Origin of the sequence: Streptomyces sp. TLI_105, from assembly GCF_900105415.1 — a bacterium.
GTDB lineage: Bacteria > Actinomycetota > Actinomycetes > Streptomycetales > Streptomycetaceae > Streptomyces.
This window is the reverse complement of record NZ_FNSM01000001.1, coordinates 4,223,161-4,240,311: the sequence shown is the minus strand read 5'-3', so window position 1 is coordinate 4,240,311 and position 17,151 is coordinate 4,223,161. Positions and strand designations below refer to the sequence as shown.

Here is a 17,151-nt window from a genome sequence, read left to right as displayed (position 1 = left end):
GTCGGGTCCCGGGCTCAGTCGGCCCTCGAGCCGTACGGCTCGAAGTCGATGACGTCCAGCGGGTCCTCATGGGGGCGTACGAGGCCGGGGAGGCCTTCCGTGCGGAGTTCGCCGCGCAGCCAGGCGAGCAGGGTCTCCGTGAGGGTGCCGGTGAGCGGCGGGCCCTGGTCGGCGTGGCGCGGGATGACGATCAGGGGCCAGTCGTCGGGGGTGTCGCCCTCGGTGAGCCAGCACAGCTGGTCGCCGTCGATGGTGTCGGCGAAGGGCAGGAAGCCGCCGGGCTCGGGCCGGACGGCCAGCGGGTGGTACTCGGGGTGGTCGGCGCGCAGGCTCCGGTAGGCGTCGCCGTACCACTCCTCCGTGCCCGCCAGGTCGTAGTGCCCGGTGCCCAGCGGGCGGCTGAAGCGGAGCCACTGGCACCACTCTCCGCCGCCGTACGTCTCCATCAGGCGGACGTACTCGGTGGGGAGGCGGGTGCCGAGGCGCTCGTACAGCCACTCCCAGCTCTGCTCGCCGAGGTACGGCTCGGCGGGCGGCGGGACGAGCGCGGCGAGGGTGTCGAGGCCGCTGCCGCCGGCGAGTGCCGCGCGCTGTTCGGGGGTGGGTGCGGGGCGGCGGGGCGGCGGGGTCCAGGCGGACGGTTCGCCGCCGGCGAGGCCGCTGCGGGCGAGGAGCGGGCGCAGGCCGTCGGCGACGAAGCCGGTGAGGGTGGGCAGGAGGGTGGTGCCGGGGCGGAGCCAGGGGTCCTTGCCGGCGTTCGCGAGGTTCTGCACGTGGACGACGACGGGCCACTGGTCCGGGTCGTCGGAGGCGGTGGTGTCCCAGTACAGGGTGTCGGACATGCGGGTGGCACCGAAGGGGAGGACGCCGGGTGCGGCCCGGCGTCCCTGCTCGACGAAGCCGCCGTAGTCGAAGAGGCGCGCGTCACTGGTGAACGGGGTGTGCAGCCAGAGCCGTTCGCCGATGTCGAGCGGGCCGTAGGCGGTGGCCACGGCCTTGTAGTCGGCGGGCAGGCGCAGCCCCAGCCATTCCTCGACCGCGTCCCAGTCGACGGGTGCCACGGGTCCCTCCGGCGGCGGTCCGAAGAGCTCGGCGAAGGCGGCGACGGCCGCCTTCTCCTGGTCGTTCACGAGGTGCCTCTCGAAGAAGGTCCGGGCCCGGCGGGCGGCCTCTCGGGAGACCGTCCCGGCCGGGGCCAGGGCGCGGCGGATGGCGTCTCGGGCCCGGCGGGCGGGCCTCTGGGGAGGCCGTGCCAGTGTCGGGGCCCGGACGTGGCGGGGGCGCGTCTCAGGCCCAGGAGGGCGGGCCTGCCGGGGTGCGCGCCTCGGGCCCGGTGGCGGGCGGGCCTGCCGGGGTGCGCGCCTCGGGCCCGGTGGGCGGGTCGCGGGATGTGCGGGCCTCGGGCCCGGGAGGCGGGCCTCGGGGTGTGCGTCTCAGGCCCGGCGGTTGCGTGGTGTCGCGACTCCGAGCACCCGGTCCTTGAGCGCCGGGAACTCCTCCCGGGTCGTCCGGACCTTCGCCGGGTCGAGGACGACCCGCAGGACCTCCTCGTCCGGGCCGGCCTCCGCGAGGGTCTCGCCCCAGGGGTCGACGACGATCGAGTGCCCGGCCTGCTCCACGCCCGCGTGGGTGCCGGCGGTGCCGCAGGCGAGGACGTACGCCTGGTTCTCGACGGCCCGGGCCCGGGCCAGGAGGGTCCAGTGGGCGCGGCGGCGGGCGGGCCAGCCGGCCGGGACGACGAAGGCCTGGGCGCCCGCGTCGACGAGGCCGCGGAAGAGTTCGGGGAAGCGCAGGTCGTAGCAGGTGCCGACGCCGACGGTGAGGTGCGGCAGGTCGACGGTGACGAGGTCCTCCCCTGCGGCCATCAGCACGGCCTCGCCCTTGTCGAAGCCGAAGCGGTGGATCTTGCGGTAGGAGGCGACGAGTTCGCCGTCGGGGGAGAGGACGAGCGAGGTGTTGTAGAGGGCGCCGCCCTCCGCCTCGACGAAGGAGCCGGCGTGCAGCCAGACCCCGGCGTCGCGGGCGGCCTCCGCCATCGCCCGGTGGGTGGGGCCGTTCAACGGCTCGGACTCGGCGGCGAAGAGGTCGGACGCGAAGGCGCCGACGGTCCACAGTTCCGGCAGGACCACGAGGTCGGCGTGGCCGGATTCCTCCCGTACGAGACGCGCCGCACGGGCGCGACGGGCATCGACCGGTTCGTCCGGGTCTACCGCGATCTGGATCAGCGAGGCGCGCACACTACCACCGTCCTGGCATTCGGGCCGTCCACACCGGCCTACGATCGTCACACGAAAGCACTGCCGGGGTGCCTTCGGGCAGCGTAACTTAGCGTCCGAGCCTCCCACCCAGTCGTGTTTTCAGCCCGCGCACCGAAGAACCGCCGAGGGGTCCCGTGACCGTCCATCCCAGCCTCCAGAACTACGCCGACGCCTGGACCCATTCCATCGAGGCGATAGCCGAGCTGGTGCAGCCGCTCGTGGAGGGCGAGTGGAACCGGCCGACCCCGTGCATCGGCTGGTCGGTGCGGGACATCGTCTCCCATGTGATCGGCATGGAGACGGAGATGCTCGGCGATCCGCGGCCGATCCACTCCCTGCCCCGCGACCTGTACCACGTGCGCAGTGACTTCGCCCGCTACATGGAGGTCCAGGTCGATGTGCGGCGGCACCACACCGCCCCGGAGATGACCTCGGAGCTGGAGTACATCCTCATCCGGCGGGCCCGCCAGCTCCGCAACGAGAACCGCTCCCCCGAGCACCTGATCCGCGCTCCCCTGGGCGCCGAGCAGTCCCTCGAACTGGCCTACCGGGATCGGGCCTTCGACGTGTGGGTGCACGAGCAGGACCTGCGGACGGCGCTGGGCGTGCCGGGGAACCTGGACTCGGCCGGGGCGCTCGTGGCCCGGGACGTGCTCCTGGAGGCGCTGCCGGACGTGGTCGCCAAGGACGCCGGGGCGCCCCCGTCCTCGGCGGTGGTGCTCGACGTGACCGGTCCGGTGGAGTTCCTGCGGACGGTACGGGTGGACGCGGAGGGCCGCGGTTCGATCGACGGCGCGCCGTCGCTGGGCCCCGCGGTGACGCTGGCGACGGACTGGGAGACGTTCGTGCGCCTCGCCTGCGGCCGGGTCCGGCCGGCCGAGGTGGCCGACCGGGTCAAGACCGAGGGCGACGCGGACCTCGCGGCGGCGATCCTGGACAACTTCGCGGTGACGCCCCGGTAGGTGCCGGCCCGGTAGATGTCGACCCGGTAGATGTCGACCTGGTAGGTGTCGACCTGGTAGGTGTCGGCCCGGTAGATCGCGGCACTCTCTATACGGGTACGTGCACGGCCTCGATGCGGCTGGCGACGAGCCGTTCCCTCTCCCTGCGGTGGGTGCGGGCCTTGAGGCGGAGGATCTGCACGACGCCGAGCGCCTCCAGGACGAAGACCGAGGAGAACGCGATCCGGTAGTCGTCGCCGGTCGCGTCGAGCAGCACGCCGACGGCGAGCAGCGTCGTCATCGAGGCGACGAAGCCGCCCATGTTGACGATGCCCGAGGCGGTGCCCTGGCGCTCCGGCGGGTTGGCCGGGCGGGCGAAGTCGAAGCCGATCATCGAGGCCGGCCCGCAGGCGCCGAGGACCAGGCAGAGGGTGACGAGCAGCCACATCGGCGCGTGGTCGCCGGGGTACGCGAGGGTCGTGCCCCACAGCAGGGCGGTGGCCGCGACCGTGCCGAGGGCGAGCGGGGCGCGGGCCGCGTGGTGGCGGGCGATGATCTGCCCGTACGCGAGGCCGACGACCATGTTCGACAGCACGACCAGGGTGAGCAGCGTCCCGGCGGTGGACCGGGAGAGGCCCTGTGCCTCGACGAGGAACGGCAGTCCCCAGAGCAGCAGGAACACCATGGCGGGGAACTGGGTGGTGAAGTGCACCCACATGCCGAGCCGGGTGCCGGGCTCCCGCCAGGACTCGGCGATCTGGCGGCGGACGAAGGCGGCACCGGCGTGCCTGGCCGGCTCCGGCTCGTGCCCCTCGGGGTGGTCCTTGAGGAAGAGCAGCAGCAGGACGAGGACGACGACGCCGGCGAGGGAGCTGCCGACGAAGGTGGTCGTCCAGCCGAGGCCGTGCAGGGCGCGGGCGATGAAGACGGTGGAGACGAGGTTGCCGGCCATGCCGAAGAGGGCGGCGACCTGGCCGATGAGCGGGCCCCGGCGGGCGGGGAACCAGCGGCTGCCGAGCCGCAGGACGCTGATGAAGGTCATGGCGTCGCCGCAGCCGAGGAGGGCGCGGGAGGCGAGCGCCGTGCCGTACGAGGGGGAGAGCGCGAAGCCCAGCTGGCCGACGGTGAAGAGCACGACGCCGAGGGCCAGGACCTTCTTGGTGCCGAGCCGGTCGACCATGAGGCCGACGGGTATCTGCATGCCGGCGTAGACGAGCAGCTGGAGGATGGAGAAGGTGGAGAGCGCCGAGGCGTTGACGTCGAAGCGGTCGGCGGCGTCGAGGCCGGCGACGCCCAGGGACGTGCGGAAGATGACGGCGACGAAGTAGACGGCGACGCCGACGCCCCAGACGAGGGCGGCCCGGCGGCCGCCGGGCGGATCGTCGGGCAGGCTGACCGGGCTCATCGGTCCTCACCCCGGACCAGGACCTTGACCCAGCTGAGGTGCTGGCGGACGCAGTGGGCGGCGCCCTCGACGTCGCCGGCCTTGACGCGGTCGAGGATCTCGGCGTGCTCGGCGATGTTCTTGGCGACGCGGTCGGGCTGGGACTGCATCACGGCGACGCCCATGCGCAGCTGGCGGTCGCGGAGCTGGTCGTAGAGGCGGACGAGGATCTGGTTGCCGGCGTGCTTGACGATCTCGGCGTGGAAGCAGCGGTCGGTGACGGCGACCTCGGCGAGGTCACCGGCCTCGGCGTGCCGCTTCTGCTCCTCCAGGAGCTCTTCGAGGCGGGCGACCAGGGTGGCGGGCGGGGGCACCGCCCGGCGGACGGCGAACTCCTCGACGAGCAGCCGCGTCTCGACGACGTCGGCGATCTCCTGCGCGGAGACGGCGAGGACGAGGGCGCCCTTCTTCGGGTAGAGCTTCAGCAGCCCTTCCATCTCCAGCTTGAGCAGCGCCTCGCGGACGGGGGTCCTGGACACCCCGACGGCCTGGGCGAGTTCGCCCTCGGTGAGGAGGGTCCCTCCCTCGTAGCGCCGGTCGAGTACGGCCTGCTTGACGTGCATGTAGACGCGGTCGGCCGCGGGGGGCTGCTTGGTGGGCAGGGGGGCGGGACCCGCTGGCGCAGATGGCATGCGCACAGCATAGATACAACAGGGGTGCAACAGACAGCCGCGTCCGCATCCTGGACCCCTTACCGGGAGCCGGAGGTCACAGCGGTCCTGGACTCCCTTACCGGCGCCGGAGATCGCAGTGGTCCTGGGCTTCTCACCGGAGCCGGAAGTGGTGGTGGTCCTGGACTTCTCACCGGAACCGGAAGTCGTAGTAGTCCTCGCCGCCGACGAGTACGGAGGTGAAGCACACCGGGAGGCCGTCGGGCCGGCGCGCGACCTCCTGGGAGGTGCGGCGGGTGAAGCCGAGCGAGAGCCCGGGGACGAACGGGTCCTCGCCGTCGGCGTCGTGCGCCGCGAGGCCCTTCAGCAGCTCGTCGGCGGGGGTACGGAACACGTCGGCGCCCGCCAGGAGCACCCGCGTCGAGGTGTCCCGCCCTTCCCCCGGCCACCACAGCTCGACGGCCGTGACGGTGTCCCGCTCCTCCAGGAGCACCTCGACGCCGACCCCGTCGCAGGCGGTCGAGACCGTCACCAGGACGCGGTTCGGGCGGGTGCGGACCCGGGGCTCGCCCCAGGGGGAGACGGCCGCCACCGCCTCGTCGAGGGTCATGCCGAGGCGTACGGGCCCGGCGCCGTGGGGCGGTTCGAGGGGGAGGTCCATGCCCTCAACCCAAACATCCGGTGGTGGCTGATGCCACCACCGGATGTTTCACGTGAAACAGGCGAACCCGGCCACTACGCCCAGGTGATGAGCCGCTTCGGGTTCTCCAGGATCGCGGCGACGTCCGCCAGGAACTTGGAGCCGAGCTCGCCGTCGACCAGACGGTGGTCGAAGGAGAGGGCCAGCGTGGTGACCTGACGCGGCTTCACCTTTCCCTTGTGGACCCACGGCTGGAGCTTGATCGCACCGACCGCGAGGATCGCGGACTCGCCGGGGTTCAGGATCGGCGTACCGGTGTCGACGCCGAAGACGCCGACGTTGGTGATGGTGAAGGTGCCGCCCTGCATCGCCGCCGGGGTCGTCTTCCCCTCGCGGGCGGTGGCGACGAGCTCGCTCAGGGACTGCGAGAGCTCGGGCAGGGTCTGGGCGTGCGCGTCCTTGATGTTCGGCACGATCAGACCGCGCGGGGTGGCCGCGGCGATGCCCAGGTTCACGTAGTGCTTGAGGACGATCTCCTGCGCCGCCTCGTCCCAGGCCGCGTTGATCTCCGGGTTGCGCTTGACCGCGACCAGGACGGCCTTGGCGATGAGGAGGAGCGGGTTGACCCGCAGGCCCGCCATGTCCTTGTCGGACTTGAGCTCCTCGACCAGCTTCATCGTGCGCGTGATGTCGAAGGTCACGAACTCGGTGACGTGCGGGGCGGTGAAGGCCGAACCGACCATCGCCGCCGCCGTGGCCTTCCGCACGCCCTTGATGGGCACACGGGTCTCCCGGGCGTCGGACGCCACGGCCGGCGCGGCGGCGGTCGCCGCGACCGGTGCCGGGGCCGCCACGGGCGCGGGGGCCTCGACGACCGGGGCGGGCGCCGGGGCGGCGGCCGCGTGGACGTCCTCGCGGGTGATGATCCCGTCCGGGCCGGTCGGGGTGACCGTCGCCAGGTCGACACCGAGGTCCTTGGCGAGCTTGCGCACCGGCGGCTTGGCCAGCGGGCGGCCGGTCACGGGACCGTGGCCGTTCAGCTGCTCGGGGACCACCGGGGCGGGCGCGGCGACCTCGGCCGCCTGGGCCGGGGCGCCCGGCGTCGCCTTGCGGGCGCGCCGCTTGGTGGAGCTCGCGGCCACGCCGTAGCCGACGAGGACCGGCTGACGGCCCTCCGGCTCCGGCTCGGCCACCGGCTCCTGGACGGGAGCGGCAGCCACGGCCGGGGCCGCCGGGGCCTCGGGCTCGGCGCCGCCGCCCACGTTCACCGAGATGATGACCTGGCCGACGTCGACCGTGGTGCCCTCGGGGAAGAGGATCTCGTGGACCGTCCCGTCGAAGGGGATCGGCAGCTCGACGGCGGCCTTGGCCGTCTCGACCTCGATCACGACCTGGCCGTCGGTGACGGTGTCACCGGGCTGGACGTACCACTTGAGGATCTCGGCCTCGGTCAGGCCCTCGCCCACGTCGGGCATCTTGAATTCGCGGATCGTCACGGTGCTCTCCTCAGTACGCCAGCGAGCGGTCGACGGCGTCGAGCACGCGGTCCAGGCCCGGCAGGTACTCCTCTTCCAGGCGCGCCGGCGGGTACGGCGCGTGGTAGCCGCCGACCCGCAGGACGGGGGCTTCCAGGTGGTAGAAGCAGCGCTCGGTGATCCGGGCGGCGATCTCCGCACCGGAGCCGAAGAACACCGGCGCCTCGTGGACGACGACCAGGCGGCGGGTCTTCTCGACCGAGGCCTGGATGGTGTCGAAGTCGAGGGGGGAGATCGAGCGCAGGTCCACGACCTCGATCGACTTGCCCTCCTCGGCGGCGGCCGCGGCCGCCTCCAGGCAGGTCTTCACCATCGGGCCGTAGGCGACGAGGGTGAGGTCCGTGCCCTCGCGGGCGACCCGGGCCTTGTGCAGCTCGCCGGGGATGGCCTCGGTGTCGACCTCGCCCTTGTCCCAGTAGCGGCGCTTGGGCTCGAAGAAGATGACCGGGTCGTCGCTCTGGATCGCCTGCTGGAGCATCCAGTAGGCGTCGGAGGAGTTCGCCGGGGTGACGACCTTGAGGCCCGCGACGTGCGCGAAGAGCGACTCGGGGGACTCGGAGTGGTGCTCGACGGCGCCGATGCCACCGCCGTACGGGATGCGGATGACGACCGGCATCTTCACCGTGCCGAGCGAACGGGCCCGCATCTTCGCCAGCTGCGTGACGATCTGGTCGTACGCCGGGAAGACGAAGCCGTCGAACTGGATCTCCACGACCGGCCGGTAGCCGCGCAGCGCGAGGCCGATCGCGGTGCCGACGATGCCGGACTCGGCGAGCGGGGTGTCGACGACCCGGTCCTCGCCGAAGTCCTTCTGCAGACCGTCGGTGATCCGGAAGACACCGCCGAGCTTGCCGACGTCCAGGCCCATGATGACGACCTTGGGGTCGGTCTCCAGGGCCTTGCGCAGCGACTCGTTGAGCGCCTTCGCCAGGGGAAGCTTCTGAACAGCCATGATTACTCGGCCTCTCCGCCCGTGAAGGACTCCTGGTAGGCGGCGAACTGCGCGCGCTCCTCGTCGACGAGCGCGTGCCCGTCCGCGTAGGTGTGGTCGAACATCGCCATGTGGTCCGGGACCGGCATGGCGCGGACGACCTCGCGGACGTTCTTGCCGAGGGCCTCGCTCTCCGCTTCCAGCTCCTCGAAGAAGGCCGCGTCGGCGTGGCCCTCGTTCTCCAGGTACACCTTCAGGCGGAGGATCGGGTCCTTGGCCTCCCACGCCTCACGCTCCGCGTCGCGGCGGTAGCGCGTCGGGTCGTCGGAGGTGGTGTGGGCGGCCATGCGGTAGGTGAAGGCCTCGACGAGCGTCGGGCCCTCGCCGCGGCGGGCGCGCTCCAGGGCGGACCGGGTCACGGCCAGGCACGCGAGGACGTCGTTGCCGTCGACGCGGACGCCGGGGAAGCCGAAGCCGCGGGCGCGCTGGTAGAGCGGGACGCGGGTCTGCTTCTCGATGGGCTCGGAAATGGCCCACTGGTTGTTCTGGCAGAAGAACACGACCGGAGCGTTGTAGACCGCGGAGAAGACGAACGACTCGTTGACGTCGCCCTGGCTGGAGGCGCCGTCACCGAAGTAGGCGAGCACAGCGGAGTCCGCGCCGTCCTTGGCGATGCCCATGGCATAGCCGGTGGCGTGCAGGGTCTGCGAGCCGAGGACGATCGTGTACAGGTGGAAATTGTTGCTGTTGGGGTCCCAGCCGCCGTTGTTCACGCCGCGGAACATTCCCAGCAGATTCGTCGGGTCGACCCCGCGGCACCAGGCGACGCCGTGCTCGCGATAGGTCGGGAAGACGTAGTCGTCATCGCGCAGCGCCCGGCCTGAACCGATCTGGGCGGCCTCCTGGCCGAGCAGCGAGGCCCACAGGCCCAGCTCGCCCTGACGCTGCAGGGCGGTCGCCTCGGCGTCGAAGCGTCGGGTGAGGACCATGTCGCGGTACAGACCGCGCAGCTCCTCGGCGCTCAGATCGATGTCGTAGTCGGGGTGCTGAACGCGCTCCCCTTCGGGCGTCAGCAGCTGAACGAGCTCGGGCTCCGTGGCCGTGGCGGCCGTCGCCTTCTTGGTGGTGCTCGTGCTCGCGCTTGCGGTGCGCTTGGTGCCGCTGCTGCGTCGCGTCGTCTTGCGCGCGGCAGTGCTCTCCACGGTCACGTGCGTGCTCCTCCGTCGGTCCGGCCCCCGGGTTCGCCGGTGAGGCCAGTGCGGCTCCGCCTTGTCCGTACCTTCGCACGGGGTGGGTGCGACGCGGCCGGAGTCGGGCGTGAAAGGTGCCCCGGCGAGCGCCGTCATAGGCACGTTACCCATTACGCGGCATTCCCGCGAAACCCCACTTGACCTGCGATTTTGCTTGGATTTCCAAGTAAATCGAGAAAAGGGGGACTCATCCCTGGTCAGAGCATGGACAACGGCCCGACGCCGTCGTCGGAACACCCGGCACGTTATCCCGCGCACCCCGGGCGCCGGAAGACCCAATATGTGAGACTGACCGCGTGCGCGAAGAAGGAAAAATCCGGGTATTTCTGCTGGACGACCATGAAGTCGTCCGGCGCGGCGTCCACGAGCTGCTCTCCGTGGAGGACGACATCGAGGTGGTCGGCGAGGCCGGGACGGCGGCGGACGCGCTGGTCAGGATCCCCGCGACCCGTCCCGACGTCGCCGTGCTCGACGTCCGGCTGCCCGACGGCAGCGGGGTGGAGGTGTGCCGGGAGATCCGCTCGCAGGACGAGTCGATCAAGTGCCTGATGCTGACCTCGTACGCGGACGACGAGGCGCTCTTCGACGCGATCATGGCCGGTGCCTCGGGCTATGTCCTCAAGGCGATCCGGGGCAACGAGCTGCTGAACGCCGTGCGGGACGTCGCGGCCGGCAGGTCGCTGCTCGACCCGGTGGCCACCGCCCGGGTCCTGGAGCGGCTGCGCGACGGCAACAACCCGAAGAGCGACGACAGACTCGCCAACCTGACGGAGCAGGAGCGCAGGATCCTCGACCTGATCGGCGAGGGCCTGACCAACCGGCTCATCGGCGAGCGGCTCCACCTCGCGGAGAAGACCATCAAGAACTACGTCTCCAGCCTGCTGTCGAAGCTGGGCATGGAGCGGCGCTCGCAGGCGGCGGCGTACGTGGCCCGGCTCCAGGCCGAACGTCACTGACGCCCGCCGGCCCCGGCCCGTACCAGGGCGGGGCCGGCGGACCGTTCTCGGGACCTACGGCCCCCTCGAACCGGGGCAGGGGCCCCTTTTCCGACACGGCGCCGGTGGCGGAGAGTGGAGACCATGTCCACCGACGAGATCCGCGCCATCGAGCTGCTCGGCCGTGTGTCGTACGGCCGGGTGGCGACGAGCATGCGGGCGATGCCGTTCGTCGCCCCCGCCCGCCACGTCGTGGCCGACGGCCGCGTCCTGCTCCGGATGCACCGGGGCCTCGGCTACCACCGCGCCTGCAACGGCAGCGTGGTCGCGTACGGAGCGGACAACTGCGAATCCGGCGCCGAGCACATCTGGTCCGTGCAGTTCACGGGCACGGCCGAGATCATCGAGCCGACGGCGGAGGAACTGGCGGCCTTCGGCCCCGAGCCCGTACGGGTGGACGGCGAGCCCTTCACCCCGGTGTTCATGCGGATCGAGCCCCAGTTCGTGACGGTCCACGAACTCGACTACAGCGGACCCGCGGGCACCGGGGAGCCGGGCGGAGGCCCTGCAGGGGGTCTTGCGGAGGAGGCGGGCGGGGGCCGTGCCGAGGGCCTCGCGGAGGGGTCGCGTGGGGGCCGTGCCGAGGACTCGGTGCGGGAGCCGGGCGAGAGCCCGGTGCAGGAGCCGGCCGAGGGCCCGGTGCAGGAGCCGGCCGAGGGCCCGGTGCAGGAGCCGGCCGAGGGCCCGGCGCGGAAGTCGGCAGACATCCCGATGCGGGATTCGGCCGGAAACGCCTCGGAGAGCCCCTCCGGGCCCTCTGCCGAGGCCTTCCCGGGGGCGTCTGGCGAGAGGCCCTCCGAGGCCCGTGCCGGGGCCCGTTTCGGGGCCGGCCCCGAGGCCGGGGGCGATGCTCACCCCGAGGCCGGTGCCGGGCCCCGCCACGAAGCCGGTCCCGAGGCTGCCCCCGAGGCCGGTCCCTGGGCTGACCCCGAGACCCACCCGGAAGCCGGCCCCGAGACCCGCCCCGAGCACCGGCCCCCGGAGCGACGATTCCACCACGCAGCGTGATCTAACATCTGCGGAGTGCCGCGCTCATCTGTACCCCACGCTCCGCCCGTCCGTCCCCTCCTGCGCCGCTACACGGACGTGGGCGAGCCCCTCTCCTGCGTCCCCGTGACCGAGGGACTGCTCAACCGCGGCTACCGGCTCTCCACCACCCGCGGGGCGTACTTCCTCAAGCAGCACCTGGACGCCCCCACCTCGGACCGGGCCACCATCACCCGGCAGCACCGCGCCACCCAGCGCTTACACGCCCTCGGCCTGCCCGTGGCGCCGCCGCTCCCCGACAGCCGGGGCCGCACGGTCGCCCTCGTCGGCGGCCACTGCTACGCCCTGCACCCCTGGATCGACGGCCGTCACCGCGACGGCGCCCAGCTCTCCACCGGCTGCTCCCGCCGCCTCGGCACCCTCCTGGGCCGCGTCCACACCTGCCTGGAGCAGGTCATGGAGTCCCCACCGCCGGGCGGCGAACACGAGAGCGCCCGCCCCGAGGACACCTTCCGGGCCATCGAGGAGCTGCTCCGCCTCGCCCGCGCGCACCGCCCCCGCGACAGCTTCGACGCACTCGCCGAGCACCGGCTCAGGGAGCGGCGCAGGCTGCTCGCACAGCACGCCCACCACCGGCCGCCGCCCGCCTCCGCCGCCGGCTGGGTGCACGGGGACTTCCACCCGCTGAACCTGCTGTACCGGGGCGCGGAGCCCGCCGCGATCGTCGACTGGGACCGGCTCGGGGTCCGCCCCAGGGCGGAGGAGGCGGTCAGGGCCGCCGCGATCTTCTTCGTACGGCCGGAGGGGGAGCTGGCCCTGGAGAAGGTGCGGGCGTACGCGCGCGCGTACCGGCGGGCGACGGGCACGGACGGCGCCGAGCTGGCGGCGGCGGCCCACCGAGTGTGGTGGGAGCGGCTCAACGACTTCTGGACCCTGCGCTGGCGCTATCAGCTGCACGACCGGCGGGCCGACCCGCAGTTCCCCGCGGTGTCGGCCCTGGCGGTCTGGTGGACGCGTGAGTACGCGGCGGTCCGCGACGCCTTCGCCGGCTGAGCACGGCGAAGGCGCGACGAGGACACGGCGAAGGCTCGACGAGGGCCGCGCGGCCGCCGCAGCGGTCGCGTCAGCCGGTCTCGGTGCCCGCGCCCGTCGGCGGGGGGTCCGGGTTGCCGTTGCCGCCGGAGGAGTCGTCCGTCGGATTGCCCGTCGGCTCCGTCGGCGCCCCGGTCGTCGGCTCGCCCGTCGGCTCCGTCGGCGTGTCCGTCGGATCGGTCGGCGGCGTGGTCGTCGGTTGCGTCGGCGTCTCGGTCGTCGGCGTGCCCGTGGGCTGGGTCGGTTCGTACGTCGTCGGCGGGTTCCACGGCTGCTGCGTCTCGCCGGTCGACGTGCCCGAATCCTGGGTGGGCTCCTCGGTGGGCTCCTCCGAGGGGGTGGGCTCCTCGGAGGCGGTCGACGGCGAGGTGCTGACGGTGCTCGTCGGCGACTTCACGTCGTCGCCCGGGCCGCCCGCCTTGTCGAGCGCGTACGCGACACCCGCGACGACCGCGACCAGCGCGAGTACGGCGAACAGCCAGATCTTGCCCCGGCCGCCGCTGCCGCCGCTCTGCGCGCCGTACCCGTCCTGGCCGTAGCCGCCGGCGCCGCCGGCGTAGCCGCCGTCGTTCGGGTTCATCGGCGGAAGGATCGGGCCCTGCGCGGTCTCGCCGTGCACGGGGTGGCCCATCGCGGCCGTCGCGGCCATGCCGCCGACCGGGGCGTGCCCGCCCTCGTACATCTCGACCGGTCCGGTGTTCCACGCGCCGGTGTAACCACCCTGCTGCTGGAGCATCTGGAGGGCGTACTGGATGAGCCCGCGCATCTCCTCGGCGCTCTGGAACCGGTCGTCCGGGTCCTTCGCGAGCGAGCGCATGACCAGGCCGTCGAGCTCCGGCGGCACGGACCCCGTCACCTCGGACGGCGGGACCGGCGCGTCCTGGACGTGCTGGTACACGACGGACAGCGGGGTCTCGCCGGTGAAGGGGGGCCGCAGCGCGAGGAGTTCGTAGAGCAGGCAGCCCGTGGCGTACAGGTCGGAGCGGTGGTCGACCGCCTTGCCGAGGGCCTGCTCGGGGGAGAGGTACTGCGGGGTGCCCATGACCATGCCGGTCTGGGTCATCGTCGACTGCGCGCCGTGCAGGGCGCGCGCGATGCCGAAGTCCATGACCTTCACCGCGCCGGTGTGCGTGATGATCACGTTGGCCGGCTTGATGTCGCGGTGCACGATGCCGTGCTGGTGCGAGTAGGCCAGCGCCTCCAGGACGCCGGAGACGATGATGAGCGCCTGCTCGGGACCGGGGGCCTCGGCGCTGAGCAGCAGGTCGCGGATGGTGCGGCCCTCGACCAGCTCCATCACGATGTACGGCACGGGACGGCCGCCGACGAGGTCCTCGCCGGAGTCGTACACGGCGACGATCGCGTGGTGGTTGAGTCCGGCGACGGACTGTGCCTCGCGGGTGAAGCGGGCCTTGGAGACCGGGTCCTCGGCGAGATCGGCGCGCAGCAGCTTGACGGCCACGGTGCGGCCGAGCCGTACGTCCTCGGCGGCGAAGACCTCCGCCATGCCGCCCCGGCCCAGACGGTGCGTCAGGCGGTAGCGGCCGTCGCCGACGACGCCGCCCTCGCCCCACGATTCCGCCGACGCGTCCGGCACACCGCCACCTGCTCCGGATTCGGGTGCCATCAGTCCTCGCCGTCGTCTGTCGTGCCGTGTCCAGTCGTCACGCTACAGGCTCCGTACGACACCACGGTCCGAGATGGACCGGCCATCCAACCTCCTCGACGTACGCCTGTGCAAATTCGGCGGGTTTCCCCCGACCGCGCGGAAACGCTTCCTGTGCGGAGGGTCACGGAACGGGCACCCGGCTTGACGTGTCACTGCCCTGGGGCAGACTTGGCCAGGAAATTCCGGATCAACGCCGCCACGCGCGCGTAGGGGGAAGCACAGATGAGCCAGGACGGCGCACAGGGCCGCTATGCGGGCGGTTCGGTCGCGGGCGGCCGGTACCAGCTGCGCGACCTTCTCGGCGAGGGCGGCATGGCGTCGGTCTACCTGGCCTACGACAGCGCCCTCGACCGGCAGGTCGCCATCAAGACGCTGCACACGGAGCTCGGCCGGGAGCAGTCCTTCCGCGAGCGGTTCCGGCGCGAGGCGCAGGCCGTCGCGAAGCTGTCGCACACGAACATCGTCTCGGTCTTCGACACCGGCGAGGACACCCTCGACGGCGCCGTCATGCCGTACATCGTCATGGAGTACGTGGAGGGGCAGCCGCTCGGCTCGGTCCTCGCCGCGGACGTCCAGCAGTACGGCGCGATGCCCGCCGACAAGGCGCTGAAGGTCACGGCCGACGTGCTGGCCGCGCTCGAGGTCAGCCACGAGATGGGCCTGGTCCACCGCGACATCAAGCCGGGCAACGTGATGACCACCAAGCGCGGTGTGGTCAAGGTCATGGACTTCGGCATCGCGCGGGCCATGCAGTCCGGGGTCACCTCGATGACGCAGACCGGCATGGTCGTCGGCACTCCGCAGTACCTCTCCCCCGAGCAGGCCCTCGGCCGCGCGGTGGACGCCCGCTCCGACCTTTATTCGGTCGGCATCATGCTCTTCCAGCTGCTGACGGGCCGTCTCCCCTTCGACGCCGACTCCCCGCTCGCCATCGCCTACGCGCACGTGCAGGAGGAGCCGGTCGCCCCGTCCTCCGTCAACCGCTCGGTGACGCCGGCGATGGACGCGCTCGTCGCCCGCGCGCTGCGGAAGAACCCGAACGAGCGGTTCCCGAGCGCGGCCGCGATGCGCGACGAGTGCCTGCGGGTCCTGGCGGCCGGCCAGACCGGTGCGCCGATGATCGTCCAGGGCGGTCCGGTCAGCAGCGGCGCGGGCGTCGGCTCGGCGGTCTTCCCGCCCGTCGGCCAGACCCCGCCCCCGACCCCGCACCCCGGCGTGCAGCAGCCCTATCTGCCGCCGACGCCGCAGCCCGGCCCGTACGGCCCCACGACCCCCGCGCCCGCCCCGGCGTACGGCTACCCGCAGCAGGCGCCGACGCCCGCGCCGTACGCCCCCACCCCGGCCCCCGCGCCGTACGCCCCGACGCCGGCGCCCATGCCCGCTCCCGTCGCGACCGGCGGCTCGGGCTCCCGCCGGAACACCCCGGTCATCGTCGGTGCGGTCGCCGTCGCGCTGCTCGCGATCGGCGGCCTGCTCGTGGCGCTCAACATGAACAAGGACTCGGACCCGCAGGCCGGCGGCACCGGCGGCACGGAGACGCAGCAGAACCAGACGGCGGCGCCCGGCCACAAGGGCCCCGACCTGACCAAGACCATCGACACGAAGAAGTGCACGCAGCCTTCGGAGTCGAGCGACGACCCGGCCAAGTTCGAGGTCCCCAACTTCACCTACAAGAACATCCAGTCGGTGAAGGCGTGCGTCCAGGCGGCGGGCTGGAAGATCATGACCCAGACCCCGGTGGACGAGGCCACGTACGGCGAGGGCACGGTCCTGGAGCAGTACCCGCCGGCCGGCCAGGACATCACGGACGCGGACGCCGAGTTCACCCTCAAGATCTCGACGGGCAACCCGCCGCAGTAGTCCCGGAGCCCGCCTTACGCCCCCTGGCCCCGTCCCGGATGCCGGAACGAATCGGGCATGTGACGCTGAGTCGAACGTCTCCGCGCCTCGGTACGGGAGGGGGTCACCCGGTGACTCCAGCACTCCGCAGGGCACGCGCGCGGGCTCTCCGCCCCGCGCTCACCTGCGCGTTCACCTGCGTCTGCGCCCTGTACGTCACGCCCTTCGCGTACGCGGCGCAGGACCCCGGCACGTCGGTGGGCAGCACGGCCTTCCTCGGACGCGGTGGGGCGGTGCTGCCGCCGACCGTCCCGACGCCGGCGGCGACCCCGTCCTCCGCCGCGCCCTCGACGACCGAGCCGCCCGTCCTCCCTTCGCCGACCGCCTCTCCGTCCGCTCCTCCGAGCGGTGACGGGGGCACCCGCGCGCCCGTCTCCCCGGCGCCCGCGCCCACCGGGACGGGGGCCGCCCCCACCGGAACGGGGGCGCCCTCCTCCCCGCCCGCGCCGAGCGCCGAGCCCTCCGACGCCCCCGCCCCCAGCCGTTCCGCCTCCCTCGCGGGGCGGCCCGCCGGCGAGGGGAAGCCCCGCCCGGGGCGCCCCGAGTCCGCCGAGTCCTCCGCCCCGGAGAGCGCCAAGGCACCGGCGCCCCGCCCCTCTCGTACCGAAACCGCTACAAGCTCGCGCGAGCACGACGCCGCCGAGGAGACGGACGGGCTGGTACGCGAGGGGGATCCGCTGCCACCGGAGGCCGCGCCCGCCAGCCTGCCCGCCGCGGCACCCGGACTGGGCGACGAGACCGCGCCCACCCTCGGCGACCAGCGGATTCCCGTGCTCACCCTGGGCGTGGGGCTGGCCCTGATGGGGTTCGGGATCGGCTTCCTCGGGCTCCGGATGCGCCGCCGCTGACTCCGTCGGGACCGTCGGGGTCCCCCTTGAGTCGGACCTCCCGCTTCCCTC

14 protein-coding genes and 1 pseudogene are annotated in these 17,151 nt (G+C 72.8%); 6 read left to right on the top strand and 9 right to left on the bottom strand.

Features of this window, described 5'->3' with window-relative positions:
* Positions 1-14: 14 nt before the first annotated feature.
* Together BLW86_RS19360 and BLW86_RS19355 are read right to left on the bottom strand one after the other, a co-directional pair.
* On the bottom strand, positions 15-1,130 hold the full coding sequence (locus tag BLW86_RS19360; protein ID WP_093875194.1) for an SMI1/KNR4 family protein: 1,116 nt from the start codon (positions 1,128-1,130) through the stop codon (positions 15-17).
* Between the two features lie 303 nt (positions 1,131-1,433).
* On the bottom strand, positions 1,434-2,237 hold the full coding sequence (locus BLW86_RS19355) for a carbon-nitrogen family hydrolase (RefSeq protein WP_093875193.1): 804 nt from the start codon (positions 2,235-2,237) through the stop codon (positions 1,434-1,436).
* A 155-nt stretch (positions 2,238-2,392) separates the two neighbouring features.
* On the opposite strand from BLW86_RS19355, the gene BLW86_RS19350 reads away from it, so the two are divergent.
* On the top strand, positions 2,393-3,220 hold the full coding sequence (locus tag BLW86_RS19350; protein ID WP_093875192.1) for a maleylpyruvate isomerase family mycothiol-dependent enzyme: 828 nt from the start codon (positions 2,393-2,395) through the stop codon (positions 3,218-3,220).
* 88 nt (positions 3,221-3,308) lie between these two features.
* Here the strand turns inward: BLW86_RS19350 and BLW86_RS19345 are convergent, their stop codons facing one another.
* The 6 genes from BLW86_RS19345 to pdhA all read right to left on the bottom strand — a co-directional run bounded on the left by BLW86_RS19345 (position 3,309) and on the right by pdhA (position 9,568).
* Positions 3,309-4,604, bottom strand: a complete 1,296-nt coding sequence (locus tag BLW86_RS19345; RefSeq protein ID WP_093875191.1) for an MFS transporter — start codon at positions 4,602-4,604, stop codon at positions 3,309-3,311.
* Entirely contained in the window at positions 4,601-5,275 is a 675-nt protein-coding gene (locus tag BLW86_RS19340) for a GntR family transcriptional regulator (protein ID WP_093878744.1), read from the bottom strand. Before BLW86_RS19340 ends, BLW86_RS19345 begins: the two co-directional genes overlap by 4 nt.
* A 169-nt stretch (positions 5,276-5,444) precedes the next feature.
* Positions 5,445-5,915: a hypothetical protein gene (locus BLW86_RS19335; RefSeq protein ID WP_093875190.1), complete on the bottom strand. Its 471-nt coding sequence runs from the start codon at positions 5,913-5,915 to the stop codon at positions 5,445-5,447.
* Positions 5,916-5,989: 74 nt separating this feature from the next.
* Positions 5,990-7,369: a dihydrolipoamide acetyltransferase family protein gene (locus tag BLW86_RS19330; RefSeq protein WP_093878743.1), complete on the bottom strand. Its 1,380-nt coding sequence runs from the start codon at positions 7,367-7,369 to the stop codon at positions 5,990-5,992.
* A gap of 31 nt (positions 7,370-7,400) precedes the next feature.
* Positions 7,401-8,381: an alpha-ketoacid dehydrogenase subunit beta gene (locus BLW86_RS19325; protein WP_093875189.1), complete on the bottom strand. Its 981-nt coding sequence runs from the start codon at positions 8,379-8,381 to the stop codon at positions 7,401-7,403.
* Between the two features lie 2 nt (positions 8,382-8,383).
* On the bottom strand, positions 8,384-9,568 hold the full coding sequence (gene pdhA, locus BLW86_RS19320; protein WP_093875188.1) for a pyruvate dehydrogenase (acetyl-transferring) E1 component subunit alpha: 1,185 nt from the start codon (positions 9,566-9,568) through the stop codon (positions 8,384-8,386).
* A gap of 338 nt (positions 9,569-9,906) precedes the next feature.
* Between pdhA and BLW86_RS19315 the strand changes: the two genes are divergently transcribed.
* From BLW86_RS19315 to BLW86_RS19305, 3 genes and pseudogenes are all read left to right on the top strand, one after another.
* A complete protein-coding gene (locus tag BLW86_RS19315) occupies positions 9,907-10,566 on the top strand; it encodes a response regulator (RefSeq protein ID WP_093875187.1) in 660 nt (219 codons plus the stop codon).
* 123 nt (positions 10,567-10,689) lie between these two features.
* Positions 10,690-11,097 (top strand): annotated as a pseudogene (locus tag BLW86_RS19310) (pyridoxamine 5'-phosphate oxidase family protein); the annotation flags it as partial.
* 531 nt (positions 11,098-11,628) lie between these two features.
* The gene (locus BLW86_RS19305) at positions 11,629-12,645 is read left to right on the top strand and encodes a phosphotransferase (protein ID WP_093875186.1); all 1,017 of its coding nucleotides are present in this window, start codon (positions 11,629-11,631) and stop codon (positions 12,643-12,645) included.
* A 70-nt stretch (positions 12,646-12,715) separates the two neighbouring features.
* Here the strand turns inward: BLW86_RS19305 and BLW86_RS19300 are convergent, their stop codons facing one another.
* Positions 12,716-14,311, bottom strand: a complete 1,596-nt coding sequence (locus BLW86_RS19300) for a protein kinase domain-containing protein (protein ID WP_093875185.1) — start codon at positions 14,309-14,311, stop codon at positions 12,716-12,718.
* A 264-nt stretch (positions 14,312-14,575) separates the two neighbouring features.
* On the opposite strand from BLW86_RS19300, the gene BLW86_RS19295 reads away from it, so the two are divergent.
* Together BLW86_RS19295 and BLW86_RS43195 are read left to right on the top strand one after the other, a co-directional pair.
* Entirely contained in the window at positions 14,576-16,213 is a 1,638-nt protein-coding gene (locus BLW86_RS19295; RefSeq protein WP_093875184.1) for a protein kinase domain-containing protein, read from the top strand.
* 110 nt (positions 16,214-16,323) lie between these two features.
* Positions 16,324-17,100: a hypothetical protein gene (locus BLW86_RS43195; RefSeq protein ID WP_177181699.1), complete on the top strand. Its 777-nt coding sequence runs from the start codon at positions 16,324-16,326 to the stop codon at positions 17,098-17,100.
* Positions 17,101-17,151 lie beyond the last annotated feature (51 nt).

What these genes read in the sequence shown, in the direction of transcription:
- BLW86_RS19325 (WP_093875189.1), bottom strand. Translation starts at nt 8,381, where the DNA reads ATGGCTGTTCAGAAGCTTCCCCTGGCGAAGGCGCTCAACGAGTCGCTG.
- BLW86_RS19300 (WP_093875185.1), bottom strand. Translation starts at nt 14,311, where the DNA reads ATGGCACCCGAATCCGGAGCAGGTGGCGGTGTGCCGGACGCGTCGGCG.
- BLW86_RS19330 (WP_093878743.1), bottom strand. Translation starts at nt 7,369, where the DNA reads ATGCCCGACGTGGGCGAGGGCCTGACCGAGGCCGAGATCCTCAAGTGG.
- BLW86_RS19340 (WP_093878744.1), bottom strand. Translation starts at nt 5,275, where the DNA reads ATGCCATCTGCGCCAGCGGGTCCCGCCCCCCTGCCCACCAAGCAGCCC.
- BLW86_RS19335 (WP_093875190.1), bottom strand. Translation starts at nt 5,915, where the DNA reads ATGGACCTCCCCCTCGAACCGCCCCACGGCGCCGGGCCCGTACGCCTC.
- BLW86_RS19295 (WP_093875184.1), top strand. Translation starts at nt 14,576, where the DNA reads ATGAGCCAGGACGGCGCACAGGGCCGCTATGCGGGCGGTTCGGTCGCG.
- BLW86_RS19345 (WP_093875191.1), bottom strand. Translation starts at nt 4,604, where the DNA reads ATGAGCCCGGTCAGCCTGCCCGACGATCCGCCCGGCGGCCGCCGGGCC.